This window comes from Streptomyces sp. S6, assembly GCF_054880855.1.
The window spans coordinates 33,030-47,735 of record NZ_JBTYMC010000017.1 but is presented as its reverse complement, the minus strand read 5'-3'; the positions used below and the strand labels follow the sequence as shown (position 1 = coordinate 47,735).

The window sequence follows — 14,706 nt, the reverse complement described above, 5'->3', positions numbered from 1 at the left end:
GGCGGCCGGCTTGGGAACGGGTCCTGCCCGAGTTGTCGAGTCTGCTCGGCGACCCCGAACCGGAGATCAGGCGGGCCGCTGCCGATGTGCTCGGTGCCTGTGACAGTCCCGAGGCGGGCCTGCAAGGGGACCGGTGCCTGGGGGTGCAGCCCCGAGGACGACGGGCCCAGCGGCGCCGACGGAGGCTCGCTGTCCAACGAGCGCTCACTCTGCGGACGACGGGCCCGGTACGCCGCCCGGTACGCGGCGGGCGACGAGCCGAGCTGGCGGCGGAAGTGCCCGCGCAGCGCCACCGGCGACCGGAAGCCGCAGCGGCCCGCGACCTCGTCCACCGAGTAGTCGGACGTCTCCAGCAGCCGCTGCGCCTGAAGCACCCGCTGGGTGATCAGCCACTGCAACGGCGCGCTGCCCGTCAGCGAACGGAACCGGCGGTCGAAGGTGCGCCGGCTCATGTACGCGCGCGCGGCGAGCGTCTCCACGTCGAACTGTTCGTGGAGGTGCTCCAGCGCCCAGGAGACGACCTCGGCGAGCGGGTCGGCCCCGATCTCCTCTGGTAAAGACCGGTCGAGGTAGCGCTCCTGACCGCCCGAGCGGCGCGGCGGCACGACGAGTCTGCGGGCCAGCGCGCCGGCCGCCTCGTTGCCGTGGTCCGTGCGCACGATGTGCAGGCACAGATCGATCCCGGCCGCCGTACCGGCGGACGTGAGGACGTCGCCGTCGTCGACGAAGAGTTCTCTGGGATCGACGTGCACCGACGGATAACGTTTCGCCAGGGTCGGCGCGTACATCCAGTGGGTGGTCGCCGGACGGCCGTCCAGCAGCCCGGCGGCCGCGAGGACGAAGGCGCCCGTGCAGAGCCCGACGATGCGGGCCCCCTCCTCATGTGCCCGGCGCAGCGCGTCGAGCGCGTCCTCGGGCGGTGGCGCGGTGATCGAGCGCCAGGCCGGTACGACGACCGTCCCGGCGCGTGAGATCGCCTCCAGGCCGTGTGGCGCGGTGAGTTCGAGTCCCCCTGTGGTCCGCAGGGGGCCGTCCTCGCCGGCGCACACCAGGAGGCGGTAGCGCGGAACGCCGGCGTCCTGGCGGTCGATGCCGAACACCGACAGCGGTATGGAACTCTCGAATATGGGGCCGCCGCTGAACAGCAGCACCGCGACGATCTCCTTGCGGCGGCGCCCGGAAAGCTTCCGGGCAGCGGCTTCCGGCGCGGCAGTGGAGTCGTGGCTCATCCTGCTAAGCCCCCCTCGGTGGTCGCGGCTCCTCGGTTGTGTCGCTCCTGCACGTTTCCCCTCGGTCCTGCACGAGTCCCCCGCCGTAGACAGTCAAGATCGAATCTACTGTGTCGCGTCGTGCCGCGGTGGCCAGTTCTCCACCCGGCACATTGTCGACATGGCAACTTGGCGTAAAGCATTCGATCACGAAGCGTTGCACTACGAGGACGTGCAGGGAAGTGCGCCTCGTAGTAGTGGCTAATCTGCGTAGGGTGCGAGGGGCCCTGGAGACCCTTTCCGTGCAGGTCAAACGAGGGGTGGGGGGTGTTTGGCCGACCTGATACACAGGTATCGGAAGTTGGCTGAAAAGCGATGTGGTTGTGCGCGGAAACCGGTCAGCCGACCGGTGACCCTCCCCCGGTGTGGCGTCCACCTCGGTGCGCGCCCGCGCCCGCACGCGGGGGGCGCCTGTGGTGGTGCGCGTGCGGCGTACGTTCCTCGGCGAGCACGCGGGCCTCGCAGCGCTCCGACTGCCGCAGCAGCACCCGGCACACGGCCGTCACCGCGGCCAGCCCCAGGGCGGTGCCGGCGGTGCCGCCGAGGGAGGTGCCGTACCAAAGGAGTACTACGGGTACGAGGAGACAGGAGAAGACCGCCCAACGGATGAGATCGGTCGTCCGGTCGTCGGCGGACCCTGGCGGTCCCTCGGAGGTATTACGGGGTACGGGCACGGCGGTCTCCCTGTCTCCCGGGGTGCGGTGGTGGGGGCGGTCGGTCACCGGGTTCAACGCCTGTTCGACCGGTCGGTCACTCGGGGCGGGGCCGCGTCGGTGAATCCTGTGCAAACCGCCTGTACGGGGCAGCAACCATTGCGTTACGGGAGCCACCTCGTGCATGCTCCCTGGAACCCCCACCGGACGGGCGCGGGATATGGGCTGCGGAGGCGTGCCGCCGTACCCTTGGGGGTATGGGGTTGGGAAGATGATTCCCGGACAACAGCTCCGCCGCTCCTGTCGCCGTCCCACACAAGGATCGATACGCCGAGACAGCCATGGCCGGTCACGAATTCTTCGAACCCGCAGACCGCAAGCGGCCCGTCGCCGACCCTACGGCGGCCGAGCCCCTGGCGGCGGAAGACGCACGTCCCACCTGCGATCCCGCCTTCAAGCATGGCGTGGTCGTCGGTTTCGACGGCTCCATGTCGAGCGAGCGGGCTCTCGCGTACGCCATCGGCATGGCCCACCGCTCCCGTTCGGGTCTGATCATCGTCCACGTCGCCAACCGGCTCCCCACGACCGTCTGGGCGGGCTGCGAACCCCCGGTCTTCGTCGACGTCCCGGACCACCGCACGGAGGTCCTCGGCCTCGAACTCGCCTGTGCGGAGTACCTGTCCGAGGTGCCGTGGATCCTGGTCGAGCGCGGCGGTGACATCTGCCACGAACTCGAAGAGGTGGGCCGGGAGTACGAGGCGGACGCGATCGTCGTCGGCTCGACGCACGGCATCGTCGGGCGGATCTTCGGCTCGGTCGCGGGGCGGCTCGCGAAGCGGGCGCAGCGGCCCGTGGTGGTCATCCCGTAGTACCCCAGGCGTACTCGGGGCTCTCTGCGCGGCCTGGATCAGGTGTGGCCCTACGGCATGAATCTACCGGCGCGTAGAGGTGTTCGTGCCTTGGTGAAGGGCATATATCGCACACCGCACAACTGCACATGCTTGAAGGGAGCCCCGCCGTGGCCAACGACGTCCCTGCGGGAATCAGCACAGGCACCTCCGTCATCGCCGGCCGACTCGCCCTCGCCGTCACCCTGTTGGCCTTCGGGCTCGGGTACGCCGATGTCATCGACGGAGTCTCGGCGGCCGACGCCGTCTCCGTCGCCCACTACCTCGGCGGAGTCACCCTCTTCGTCGCCGGACTCTTCGCCTTCCGGGGCCACGACACCCTGAACGGGACCGGGTTCGTGACCGTCGGGGCGTTCTGGTTCACCTGGGCGCTGTCCGCCGGCGCGCAGGTCTCCGACCACGCGGCGGGGGTGTTCCTGCTGCTGTTCGCCCTCGTCGCGCTGTCCCTCACGGTCTCCGGCGGAGACCAACTCACGCAGGGGACCTACGGGTTGTTCCTCGTCGCGCTGGTCCTGATGGCCGTCGCGCGGTTCGGGGGCAGCGACTCCCTTGCCAAGGTGGGGGGTTGGTTCGCCGTCGTGGCGGGCGCCGTCGCCTGGTACGCGGCCACCGCCGCGCTGGCCCACTGGCCGACCGCCCTGCCCGGACGTGGACGCGCTGCCGGCCGGGGGGTGACGGCCACCGGCTAAGCGGCAGCCGCCGCCGGGGAGTCGGGCGTCCCCGGCACTCATGAACGGACCCCTGGTGAAGGTGGCATCACCAGGGGTCCGTTCCTGTGCGGCAGGGGCGAGGACTACTCGACCGTCACCGACTTCGCCAGGTTCCTCGGCTTGTCGATGTCCCGGCCCAGGGCCTTCGCCGTGTAGTACGCGAGGAGTTGGAGGGGGATGCCCATCAGGATCGGGTCCAGCTCGTCCTCGTTCTTGGGGACGACGATCGTGCGGTCGGCCTTCTCCTGCTCCCGGTGGGCGACGGCGACGATCCGGCCGCTGCGGGCCTTGATCTCCTCCAGGGCGGCGCGGTTCTTCTCCAGCAGGTCGTCGTCGGGGACGATCGCGACGGTCGGCAGGGCGGGCTCGATGAGCGCGAGGGGCCCGTGCTTCAACTCCGAGGCGGGGTACGCCTCGGCGTGGATGTACGAGACCTCCTTCAGCTTGAGGGACGCCTCCCGCGCGACCGGGTAGCCCCGCACGCGCCCGATGAACAGCATCGAGCGGGCCTCCGCCAACTCGGCCGCCAGCTTCTCGTATTCGGCCTCGTTCGCCATGATCTCCGCGATCTGGCCCGGGAGTTTGCGCAGTCCCTCGATGATCCGCTTGCCGTCCCGCACCGACAGGTCACGCGTCCGGCCGAGGTGCAGGGCCAGCAGCGCGAACGCCACCGTCGTGTTCGTGAAGCACTTGGTGGAGACGACGCAGACCTCGGGACCGGCGTGCACGTAGATGCCGCCGTCCGCCTCGCGGGCGATCGCCGAGCCGACGACGTTGACGACGCCGAGGACCCGCGCACCCTTGCGCTTCAGCTCCTGGACGGCCGCGAGGACGTCGTACGTCTCACCGGACTGGGAGACGGCGATGTACAGGGTGTCGGGGTCGACGACGGCGTTGCGGTAGCGGAACTCGGAGGCCGGCTCGGCGTCGGCGGGGATGCGGGCCAGCTCCTCGATCATCTGGGCGCCGATCATGCCCGCGTGGTACGAGGTGCCGCAGCCGAGGATCTTCACGCGCCGGATCTGCCGGGCCTCGCGCGCGTCGAGGTTGAGGCCGCCGAGGTGGACGGTGGAGAAGCGGTCGTCGATCCTGCCGCGCAGGACGCGGTCGACGGCGTCCGCCTGCTCGTGGATCTCCTTGTGCATGTAGGTGTCATGGCCACCCATGTCGTAGGAGGCGGCCTCCCACTCGACAGTCGTCGGCTCCGAAGTAGTACGGGTCCCCTCCGTGGTGTACGTACGGAAGTCGTCCGCCTTCAGGGTCGCCATCTCGCCGTCGTCGAGGGTGACGACCTGGCGGGTGTGGGCGACGAGTGCGGCGATGTCCGAGGCGACGAACATCTCCTTCTCGCCGATGCCGAGGACGACCGGGGAGCCGTTGCGGGCGACGACGATGCGGTCGGAGAAGTCGGCGTGCATGACGGCGATGCCGTACGTGCCCTCGACGAGGCGCAGCGCGTCGCGGACCTTGTCCTCCAGCTTCTCGGCCTGCGAGCGGGCGATCAGGTGGGTGAGGACCTCGGTGTCGGTCTCGGAGAGGAACTCGACGCCGTCCGCCTCCAGCTTGCGCCGCAGGTCGGAGGCGTTGTCGATGATGCCGTTGTGGACGACGGCGACCTTCAGGTCGGCCGAGAGGTGCGGATGCGCGTTCAGGTCGGAGGGGGCGCCGTGGGTGGCCCAGCGGGTGTGCGCGATACCGGTGGTGCCCTTGAAACGCGCCGGGACCTTGGCCTCCAGGTCCCGCACCCGGCCCTTGGCCTTGACGACCTTCAGCCCGGAGGACTTAGGGGAGGAGACCACGATGCCCGCCGAGTCGTACCCCCGGTACTCCAGCCGCTGGAGCCCCTCAAGTAGTAGGGGGGCTACGTCACGCTTGCCGATGTATCCGACGATCCCGCACATGTAAAAGGTATCCCTCAGCCGTAGACCATGCGGCGCAGCTGCCGGAGGGAGAGCTCCGGCGGTGCGACCGCCCTGTACTTCAGATCCGCCGCGATCCGCTCGAAGATCTCCGTGTTCACCAGGCCCTGGGCCTGGAGCTCGCGGTGGCGGCGACGGACGTAGTCCTCCGTCGTCTCGTCGAAGTAGGCGAGCACGTCCTGGATCACCCGCAGCGCCTCGCCCCGCTGGAGGGGCGTGGACCGCATCAGATGATCAACGAGTTCGTCGTGCACCCGGTAGATCCTGAGGTACCGCAGCCGGTTTCGCAAGAAATCTGCCCGCTTTCGGGCAAGAGCCCAAGGGGGGACCGGTAGGCGAATTCTTGGGGTGGCGTTGAAGGTCTCATGAGCCCTTGTTCGGGATTCGTCCATTCAGCGTCTTGCGCGAAGTCGTCATGAAGGACGAATTTCAGACCTCATGGACACTCCTCGCATGGGCGTACCCGAGCAGCTCGCCGCCCGCATGACGATGGCGGAGCAGCACGAGTACCTGCGCGCCAAGTTCTCCCGCCGCACGATGGTCAGAGGCGGCGCCGTGACGCTCGGCGCCGTCGCCGGCGGCGTCTTCGTGCCGGGCGCCACCGCCCAGGCCGCCCCCCGTACGACCGCCCCGAAGCCGGCCGCCGAGAAGGTGCACGGCGCCCTCGTCGCCCCCTTCGGCCGCCACCTCGCCTACGGCAACGACCCCCGCACCGAGATCACCGTCTCGTGGCAGGTCCCGGTCGCCGTCAAGAAGCCGTTCATCCGCATCGGCGCCCACCCCTGGGACCTCTCCCGCAAGATCGACGCCGAGGTCCGCACCCTGTTCACCCCGGCCGGCGTCGGCGCCAGCGGCAACCACACCCAGTACTACCTGCACGCCAAGCTGACGCACCTGCGCCCCGGCAAGACGTACTACTACGGTGTCGGCCACGCCGGCTTCGACCCGGCCGCGCCCCATCTCCTGGGCACCCTGGGCACGTTCACCACCGCCCCCGCCCACAAGGCGCCGTTCACCTTCACCGCGTTCGGCGACGAGGGCGTCAGCTATCACGGCCTCGCCAACAACTCCCTGCTGCTCGGCCAGAACCCGGCCTTCCACCTGCACGCGGGCGACATCGCGTACGCCGACCCGACCGGTGCCGGCCAGACCGCCGACACCGGTTTCGACTCGCGCGTGTGGGACCAGTTCCTCGCGCAGACCGAGTCGGTCGCCAAGTCCGTTCCGTGGATGCCGGCTTACGGCAACCACGACATGGAGGCCTGGTACTCGCCCAACGGGTACGGCGGCGAGGAGGCCCGCTGGAACCTCCCCGACAACGGCCCCGACAAGAAGAACCTGCCGGGCGTCTACACCTTCACCTACGGCAACACGGCGATCATCTCCCTCGACGCCAACGACATTTCGTTCGAGATCCCGGCCAACTTGGGTATTTCCGGGGGCACTCAGACCAAATGGCTGGAGGCGCAGCTCAAGAAGTACCGCGCTGCCAAGGACATCGACTTCGTCGTCGTCTTCTTCCACCACTGCGCCTACTGCACCTCCACCGCGCACGCCTCCGAGGGCGGGGTCCGGCAGGAGTGGGTGCCGCTGTTCGAGAAGTACACGGTGGATCTGGTCATCAACGGCCACAACCACCAGTACGAGCGCACCGACGTCATCAAGAAGGGCGCGGTCACCAAGAAGCTCCCGATCGGCGGCACGGCGTACCCCGAGACCGAGGGCGTCGTCTACGTGACGGCGGGCGCGGCGGGCCGCAGCCTGTACGCGTTCACCGCGCCGCTGTCCTACGAGGGCCACGAGAACGAGGTCGAGTCCGTCTCCTCGTTCATCAACACCAAGTCCGGCAAGGTCGACGAGACGGTCACCTGGTCGCGCGTGCGCTACCTCGACTACTCGTTCCTGCGCGTCGACGTCACCCCGGCAGCGAAGGGCCGCACCGCGACACTGACCGTGCGCGGCATCGCCGAGAGCGGCGAGCAGGTCGACCACTTCACGGTGGCCCGCCGGGCCAAGTAGCCCCCCACGTGCGCCTGGAAGGCAGGGCGTAACCCAAGTAGGCGATTCCCAACGGCATCTGACGTGCCGTCGCCATCCGACGACGCGTCAGAGCCGTTTGAGGATCGCCTGCTTGGCCAGGGTGAACTCCTCCTCCGTCAGCACCCCGTCCCGGTGCAGCTCACCCAGCTCCCGCAGCCTCCGCAACATCGCGTCGTGGTCGTCTCCGGTCGCGGGCAGAGCGGTCGGGGGGCTCTGGGGGACGACGGTGTCGGCGCCCTTCGCCGGATGCGGCAGCCGCGCCTGCACCGCCGCCGCGACCAGCGCCATCAGCGGGTCCTTCTTGAACCCCCACAGCTCGACCGCGTTGGGGTCGTACTTCGGCGGCGCCTTCGTGACCGCGCCCCGGACCGTGAACCGCAGATGCCCGTTCTCCAGCCCGGCGGCCGGCTGCCACTCCACGCCGAGAATGTCCCCGATCGCCAACTGGCGTGTCCCGGAAGCCGACTTGGCGTCCTCGGTCTTCCAGTTCCACTCCAGCCGGACGGTGTCCCCGTCGAAGCTCACGCTGCCGTCCCCGGCGGACACCGAGAGCGGCACGGCGGGCCCCGGCAGCAGGAACGCGTCCACCGGGGTACCCGGCACCTCGTCGAGGAGCAGCGCGTTACGGACCTCGTCCACCAGGTACTCGGCGACGCCGTACCGGTCGGACTCGACGACGAGTTGATACGGGTCGTGGGGTTCGGCGAGCCGGCCTGCCGTCGCCAGCAGCAGCGGATCCGCGCCGTCACGCAGGCGCAGTCTCAACCGGCCGTTCTTCTTGCCCTGTTCGAACGAGACTCCGGCCAACGCGCTGATCGGGACGGCGAGTTCACCCAGCTCCTTGCGGAGGGGACTCACGTTCTTGTCGTGTCCCGGCGTCAGCCTCAGCAGGTCGCCGTCGAAGACCCAGGTGCCGTCCTTCTGGATGATTTCCGCCATGCCATGATTCTCCACCAGAAGGCGACGGGCACCCCCGAGGACCGTACTCGGGGGTGCCCGTCCCGGTGATCAGTACCCGGCGACGGGGTTCTTCAAGGTACCGATCAGCTGAAGGGCGCCCGCCGGATCGGTCAGGTCGACCATCTGCCGGTTGTTCCGCAGTTGGAGCCGGTTGAGGCAGGAGCGCGCGAACTCGGGGGCGAACATGTCGTACTGCCGGAATCTGTCGGCGAGTTCGGGGTGCGCCTCCTGGTAGGAGCGGGTCGCCTCGGCGACCGTCCGCCAGAAGTCGTCCTCGGTGAGGACACCTTCGGCGGCGAGGTCGGAGGCCAGGAAGCGGAAGAAGCAGTCGAAGACGTCCGTGAAGATCGACAGCAGTTTCGTCTCCTCGGGGACCTCGACGGCGATCCGCCGGACCTCGGGCGGCAGCACCGCGTCCGGGTCCATGACGGCGATCTCCTCGGCGATGTCCTTGTAGACCGCCCGCTGCACGACCCCGCCTCTCAGCACCAGGATCGTGTTCTCGCCGTGCGGCATGAACACCAGGTCGTAGGCGTAGAACGAGTGCAGCAACGGCGTGTAGTAGGCGTCCAGATAGCGCCTCAGCCACTCCACCGGCTCCAGCCCCGACCGCTTGATCAGCGCGGCGGCCAAGGAGCGGCCCTCGTGGTCCACGTGGATCAACGAGGCCATCGTCGCGAGCTGTTCACCGTCCTGGAGGGCGGAGACAGGGCTCTCGCGCCAGAGGGCGGCCAGCATCTTGCGGTACGGGGAGAAGCGGTCCGTGGCGGCCTCGTACTCCAGGTGGCGGTAGCCGACGGCGGCCCGCTCCCGGATGATCGACAGGCCGGATCCCTTCAACACGGGGTCGTTGTCGATGAGTTCGGCGAGCCAGTCGTTGATGGCCGGGGTCGCCTCCATGTAGGCGGCCGAAAGTCCGCGCATGAAACCCATGTTGAGGACCGAGAGGGCTGTTTTGACGTAGTGCTTCTCGGGGTTGCTGCTGTTGAAGAATGTCCGGATCGACTGCTGAGCCAGGTACTCGTCGTCCCCCTCGCCGAGCGGGACCAGCGTGCCGCGCGCGATCTCGGCCGCGAACGTCACCGCCAGCTTGTTCCACCACTGCCAGGGGTGGACGGGGATCAGGAGGAACTCGGCCGGGTCGTGGCCCAGTTCGCGCAGCCCGCGGTGGAAGCGCTCGACGGTCTCCTCGCCCAACTCGGCCCGGACGAACGGCTCGTACTCGATGCCGGTGCCCGCCGTGAACGCGGCGCGCGAGCGGTGCGCGGCGAGCCAGACCAGGCGGACCGGGTGCGCGGTCTCCGGCGCGTACGACAGGTACTCGTGAACTCCGAAGCCGAGCCGGCCGTTGTTCGCGACGAAGCAGGGGTGGCCCTCGGTCATGCCGGTCTCGATCGCCTGGAAACCGGCGTCGATCAGCTCGGCGGACGTGAGCCGCGGCTTGGTGAGCTTGTAGCAGGTGCCGGAGAGGGTGGAGGAGATCTCCTCCAGGTAGACCGGCAGGACCTCGCCGCTCAGCCCGAGGGTGTCCTTCAGCTCGATGAAGAAGTCCAGGGCGGCGAGGGGGAGTTCGGCGCCGTCGCGGATGCGGGTGATCGAGTCCGAGGCGATCTGCCAGTGGTCGAGGGCGCGGCGGACGGCCGTGAAGCGGTACGCGGTCTGGCCGTCGTCGCTGCGGACGACGTAACCGCCGTTCTCCTCCTCGGGGTTGAGGAGCAGTTCGTGCGTGAACTCGGCGAGTGCCTTGCGGATCAGCGCCCGGTTCGCCTGCTCCCAGCGTCCGGGGGAGAGGTGGGCGACGGCGTCGGCGAGGCTCATGCGGTCACCGCCGCCTGCTTCTCGAAGAACTGCTCCCGGGTGCAGAAACTCAGCAACGCTGTCTTCTCCGGCTTCTGGATCTCGCGTTCGGGCACGAAACCGACGGCTTCGTTCAGGGCGTGGACGGCCGTGTTGGCGACGTCCGGTTCGACGACGACCCGCCGCACCGCCGGGTCCTCGAAGAGGTGGGTCATGACGGCGGTGAGGACGGCGCGGGTGAAGCCGCTGCGGGGGGTGTCGGTCGCCGGGGTGAGGAAGTGCATGCCGATGTCGCCGGGCAACGGGTCGTAGAGGCCCGGAAGTTCGCGGTGGACGGGGTCGTAGTGCTCCGTCACGAAGGCGGGGACGCCGTTCTCCAGGCCGAGGAAGGCGTCCTGGTGTTCGTCGGCGGCAACGGCCATGTAGGCGCGTTCCACGTCTTCCAGGCGGGCGTCCAGCATCATCCAGTAGGCCGCTTTGGGGTGGGTCAGCCAAGAGTGCAGGAGTTCGGCGTCGGTGAAGGGGTCTACGGGGCGGAAGGTGAAGTCCCCGGGTACTACGGGTCGTACGGGACTCATGCCGCGAACTCCTGGAACGCGATGGTCTTCTCCACCGGGTAGTACTCGCGGCCCAGCAGCTCCGCGATGATGACGCTGTTGCGGTACGCGCCCATCCCCAGGTCGGGGGAGGTGACGCTGTGCGTGTGCACGCCGGCGTTCTGGAGGAAGACGCCCCGGCCGGTCGTGTCGATCGCGTAGTTGCGGGCGACGTCGAAGTTGCCGTGGCCGTCGTAGACCAGACGGTCGCGGACCGGGGCGAGGAACTCCGGTTCGGTGTAGGCGTATCCGGTCGCCAGGACGAGCCCCTCGGTCGTCAGCTCGAAGTCCTTGCCCTGCTCCTCCTGGCGGAAGCCCAGGGTGTAGCTGCCGTTCTGGTGACTCGCCTTGTTCAGAGTCGAATTGGTGAGCAGGCGGGTGGGGACCGGGCCGCCGAGGTTCTTCCGGTAGAGCAGATCGAAGATCTCGTCGATCAGCTCGCCGTCGATGCCCTTGAACAGGCCCTTCTGCTGCGCCGCGAGCCGGTAGCGGGTCGCCTCGGGCAGGGCGCGGAAGTAGTCGATGTACTCCGGGGAGGTCATCTCCAGCGTCAGCTTGGTGTATTCGAGCGGGAAGAAGCGCGGCGAGCGCGTCACCCAGTTCAGCCGGTAGCCGTGGACGTCGATCTCGCTCAGCAGGTCGAGGTAGATCTCGGCGGCCGACTGCCCCGAGCCGACCAGCGTGATCGACTCCTTCTTCACCAGCTCCGAACGGCTCTGCACATACCGGGAGTTGTGGATGAAGTCGCCGCCGAGTCCCTCGACGGCCGCCGGGTGGTGGGGCTGGGTGCCGGTGCCGAGGACCAGCTTGCGGGCGCGGTGGAGGTCACCGGTGGTGGTCCTCGCCGCGTACGACTCACCGTCGTACGTGACCTCTTCGACCGTCGTCGAGAACCGCACGCTGCTCAGCCGGTGCGCGGCCCAGCGGCAGTAGTCGTCGTACTCCACCCGCAGCGGATAGAAGTTCTCGCGGATGTAGAACGGGTACAACCGGCCTTTCTTCTTCAGGTAGTTGAGGAAGGAGTAGGGCGAGGTGGGGTCGGCGAGGGTGACCAGGTCCGACAGGAACGGGGTCTGGAGGTGGGCGCCGTCGAGGAACATGCCCGCGTGCCACGCGAAGTCGGGCTTCGACTCCAGGAAGATTCCGTCGAGTTCGGCGATCGGCTCGGTCAGGCAGGCGAGGCCGAGGTTGAAGGGGCCCAGGCCGATCCCGATGAAGTCGTGGATCTTCTCGGCGTCAGGACGCGCGGTCAAGGGACTCTCCCAGGTACTGCTCGGCGTGGCCGGCGATCAGGCCGAGGACGGCGGTGATGTCGGCCGTCGTGGTCTCGGGGTTGAGCAGGGTGAACTTCAGGTAGTGGCGGTGGCCGACCTTCGTGCCCGCGACGACCGCGGCACCGGAGGCGAACAGGGCCTTGCGGGCGTACAGGTTGGCGCGGTCGATCTCCCCGGGGTCGGTGACGGCGGCCGGGACGTAGCGGAAGACCAGCGTGGAGAGCGACGGCTCCACGACGACGTCGAACCTCGGGTCGGCGGCTAGCAGTTGCCAGCCCTCCGCCGCCAAGTCGCAGACCTCGTCGAAGAGTTCACCGATGCCGTCCGCACCCATCGTGCGCAGCGTCATCCACAGCTTGAGCGCGTCGAAACGGCGGGTCGTCTGGAGGGACTTGTCGACCTGGTTCGGGATGCGCTCCTGCACCGTCCGGCGCGGGTTCAGGTACTCGGCGTGGTAGGTCGCGTGCCGCAGGGTCGCCGCGTCCCGGACCAGCACCGCCGACGAACTCACCGGCTGGAAGAAGGACTTGTGGTAGTCGACGGTGACGGAGTCGGCGCGCTCGATGCCGTCGATCCGGTGCCGGTACTTCCGGCTGGCGAGCAGGCCGCAGCCGTATGCAGCGTCGACGTGCAGCCACGTGCCGTACCGGGCGCAGAGTGCGGCGATCTCGGGGAGCGGGTCGATGGAGCCGAAGTCGGTGGTGCCGGCGGTGGCGACGACGGCCATCGGGGTGCGTCCGGCGGCCTCGCAGCGTTCCAACTCCCGTGCCAGGGCGACCGTCCGCATCCGCTTGTCGCGGTCGACGGGGATCGGGACGACCGCGTCGGCGGCCAGGCCCAGGAGCTTCGCGGACTTCTGCACGCTGAAGTGGCCGGCCTCGGAGGCAAAGACGCGCAGTGTCCCGGGGTCCTCGGTCTTGGCCTCCTCGCGGGCCAGCAGCAGGGCCTGGAGGTTGGACTGGGTGCCGCCGGAGGTGAAGACGCCGTCGGCCGCCGGGCCGAGGCCGATGCGGGCCGTCGTCCAGTCGATCAGTCTCCGCTCGATCAGCGTGCCGCCCGCCGACTGGTCCCAGGTGTCCAGCGAGGAGTTGACCGCGCTCAGGACGGCCTCGCCGAGCAACGCCGGTATGACGACAGGGCAGTTGAGGTGGGCGAGGTAGCGGGGGTGGTGGAAGTAGACCGCGTCCCGGAGGTAGACGTCCTCCAACTCGTCCAGCACCGCTGAGGTGTTGTGCAACGGCTTGTCGAGGTCGATCCGTTCGACGCGGGGGGTGAGGGTGTCGACCGTGACGCCGGTGAACGGCCGTTCGGTGGCGGCGAGTTTGGCGGCCACCCGGGCCACTGTGTCGGTCACGGAGCGGCGGTACCGCTCCGCGGTCGTGGCGTTGAGCAGGTGCGAGCGCATGCGGGGTCCTCCGGGGGAAGGGGGCGGCGGATGGATCGAGCAGGGGTCACGCGACCTTCTTGGCCTTCTCGATCGCCTCCGCGAGGTTCTCCAGGAGCGGGGCGCACTTGTCGTAGGACAGGATCGGCTCGGTCGAGCGCGGGACGACCTGGCCGGCCTTGACGGCGGGGAGTTTCTTCCAGGTCTCCTTGGTGATCGCCGAGGGCTGGATCGCGGAGGTGCGGTCGTCCATCAGGATCAGGTCCGCCGGGTACTTGTCGACGTTCTCCCAGCTCAGCGACTCGTACCAGCCGCCGCTCGCCTTGAGGACGGCTGCGGGCGGCTCGACGAAGTTCACGCCGAGGGCCTTGAAGTACTCCAGGTCGACGGAGAGGTCGCTGCCGGAGACGTAGAACAGCTCGGCGCTCGCGGAGCCGGCGAGGACCCTGATGCCGGGCTTGGCCTTGGCGGCGGCGCGCAGCCAGGCCGCCGCGTCCTCGAACCGCTTCTTCGCGGCGGTCGCCTTCGCGGCCGTCAGGTCCGCGCCGAGCGACTTCGCCAGCTCCCACATGCGCTCCAGCGGCGCGGTGAGCTGCCGGTCGAACACCGAAATGCCCACGCTGGGCGCCAACTTGGCGATCTTGTCCTTGGACGCCTCGGGGACGTACCAGAGGGTGCCGGCCGCGTCGAACATCGTGGAGATCAGGACGTCCGGCGCGAGGGCGGCGTACTTCTCGACGTTGAACTCGTCCCAGACGTTGCCGAGGACCTCGACCTTCGTGACGTCCAGGTCGCCGGCCTGGACGTCGGCCTTGCCGTCGGCCGTCCTGGTCGGGCCGAAGACGCCCTTGACGTCGACGCCGTAGTCGTGGAGCGCGGCGGCGACGCCGATGAAGGCGACGATCGTCGAGGGGGTCTTGTCGAGCCGTACGGCCCGGCCTCGGTCGTCCTTGAACGTCCACGGGCCGGACTCGGCGGCGCTCGCGCCCGGGTTCGCCGACGAGCCGGAGCCACCGGTTTTCGCGTCGCCGTCCCCGCAGGCCGCGAGGGCGGCTCCGAGGCCGAGGGCGCCGCCGGCGGCGAGGATGCCGCGGCGGGTCAGGTGGGTGGCTCTGGCGTTGGGCATGAGGGTGGCTGCTTTCGAACGTGCGGAATCACCGCTGGACGGATCGAAAGTAAGGTTAGCCTAACCTCAGT

General features: G+C 69.0%; 13 protein-coding genes. 3 read left to right on the top strand and 10 right to left on the bottom strand.

The window, feature by feature from the left end; translation table 11 throughout:
- Together ACVNF4_RS04410 and ACVNF4_RS04405 are read right to left on the bottom strand one after the other, a co-directional pair.
- Window positions 1-1,229 (bottom strand): helix-turn-helix domain-containing protein (locus ACVNF4_RS04410; RefSeq protein WP_461801321.1); only part of this gene is annotated, 1,229 nt, incomplete at its 3' end.
- A 377-nt stretch (window positions 1,230-1,606) separates the two neighbouring features.
- Window positions 1,607-1,942: a hypothetical protein gene (locus ACVNF4_RS04405; protein ID WP_461801320.1), complete on the bottom strand. Its 336-nt coding sequence runs from the start codon at window positions 1,940-1,942 to the stop codon at window positions 1,607-1,609.
- Between the two features lie 320 nt (window positions 1,943-2,262).
- Between ACVNF4_RS04405 and ACVNF4_RS04400 the strand changes: the two genes are divergently transcribed.
- Window positions 2,263-2,790: a universal stress protein gene (locus ACVNF4_RS04400; RefSeq protein WP_461801319.1), complete on the top strand. Its 528-nt coding sequence runs from the start codon at window positions 2,263-2,265 to the stop codon at window positions 2,788-2,790.
- Window positions 2,791-2,939: 149 nt separating this feature from the next.
- Window positions 2,940-3,518 (top strand): GPR1/FUN34/YaaH family transporter, encoded by a 579-nt coding sequence (locus tag ACVNF4_RS04395; protein WP_461801318.1) that lies wholly within the window; start codon window positions 2,940-2,942, stop codon window positions 3,516-3,518.
- A 104-nt stretch (window positions 3,519-3,622) separates the two neighbouring features.
- Here the strand turns inward: ACVNF4_RS04395 and glmS are convergent, their stop codons facing one another.
- Window positions 3,623-5,440, bottom strand: a complete 1,818-nt coding sequence (gene glmS, locus ACVNF4_RS04390) for a glutamine--fructose-6-phosphate transaminase (isomerizing) (RefSeq protein ID WP_461801317.1) — start codon at window positions 5,438-5,440, stop codon at window positions 3,623-3,625.
- Between the two features lie 14 nt (window positions 5,441-5,454).
- Complete coding sequence (locus ACVNF4_RS04385; protein WP_461801316.1) at window positions 5,455-5,712, bottom strand: hypothetical protein; 258 nt, start codon at window positions 5,710-5,712, stop codon at window positions 5,455-5,457.
- Window positions 5,713-5,911: 199 nt separating this feature from the next.
- Between ACVNF4_RS04385 and ACVNF4_RS04380 the strand changes: the two genes are divergently transcribed.
- Window positions 5,912-7,477, top strand: a complete 1,566-nt coding sequence (locus ACVNF4_RS04380) for a purple acid phosphatase family protein (RefSeq protein ID WP_461801315.1) — start codon at window positions 5,912-5,914, stop codon at window positions 7,475-7,477.
- A gap of 87 nt (window positions 7,478-7,564) precedes the next feature.
- On the opposite strand, the gene ACVNF4_RS04375 is transcribed toward ACVNF4_RS04380, so the two are convergent.
- The 6 genes from ACVNF4_RS04375 to ACVNF4_RS04350 form a co-directional block, all read right to left on the bottom strand.
- Window positions 7,565-8,437 (bottom strand): DUF4429 domain-containing protein, encoded by an 873-nt coding sequence (locus ACVNF4_RS04375; protein WP_461801314.1) that lies wholly within the window; start codon window positions 8,435-8,437, stop codon window positions 7,565-7,567.
- A gap of 69 nt (window positions 8,438-8,506) precedes the next feature.
- Entirely contained in the window at window positions 8,507-10,276 is a 1,770-nt protein-coding gene (locus ACVNF4_RS04370; protein WP_461801313.1) for an IucA/IucC family protein, read from the bottom strand.
- Entirely contained in the window at window positions 10,273-10,833 is a 561-nt protein-coding gene (locus ACVNF4_RS04365; RefSeq protein ID WP_461801312.1) for a GNAT family N-acetyltransferase, read from the bottom strand. The genes ACVNF4_RS04370 and ACVNF4_RS04365 overlap by 4 nt, the downstream gene beginning before the upstream one ends.
- Window positions 10,830-12,104 carry a lysine N(6)-hydroxylase/L-ornithine N(5)-oxygenase family protein gene (locus tag ACVNF4_RS04360; RefSeq protein ID WP_461801311.1) on the bottom strand — a complete coding sequence of 425 codons (1,275 nt, stop codon included), beginning with the start codon at window positions 12,102-12,104 and terminating at the stop codon, window positions 10,830-10,832. Before ACVNF4_RS04360 ends, ACVNF4_RS04365 begins: the two co-directional genes overlap by 4 nt.
- On the bottom strand, window positions 12,088-13,530 hold the full coding sequence (desA, locus tag ACVNF4_RS04355) for a lysine decarboxylase DesA (RefSeq protein ID WP_461801310.1): 1,443 nt from the start codon (window positions 13,528-13,530) through the stop codon (window positions 12,088-12,090). Before desA ends, ACVNF4_RS04360 begins: the two co-directional genes overlap by 17 nt.
- A 46-nt stretch (window positions 13,531-13,576) precedes the next feature.
- The gene (locus tag ACVNF4_RS04350) at window positions 13,577-14,635 is read right to left on the bottom strand and encodes an ABC transporter substrate-binding protein (protein WP_461801309.1); all 1,059 of its coding nucleotides are present in this window, start codon (window positions 14,633-14,635) and stop codon (window positions 13,577-13,579) included.
- Between the last annotated feature and the right edge of the window lie 71 nt (window positions 14,636-14,706).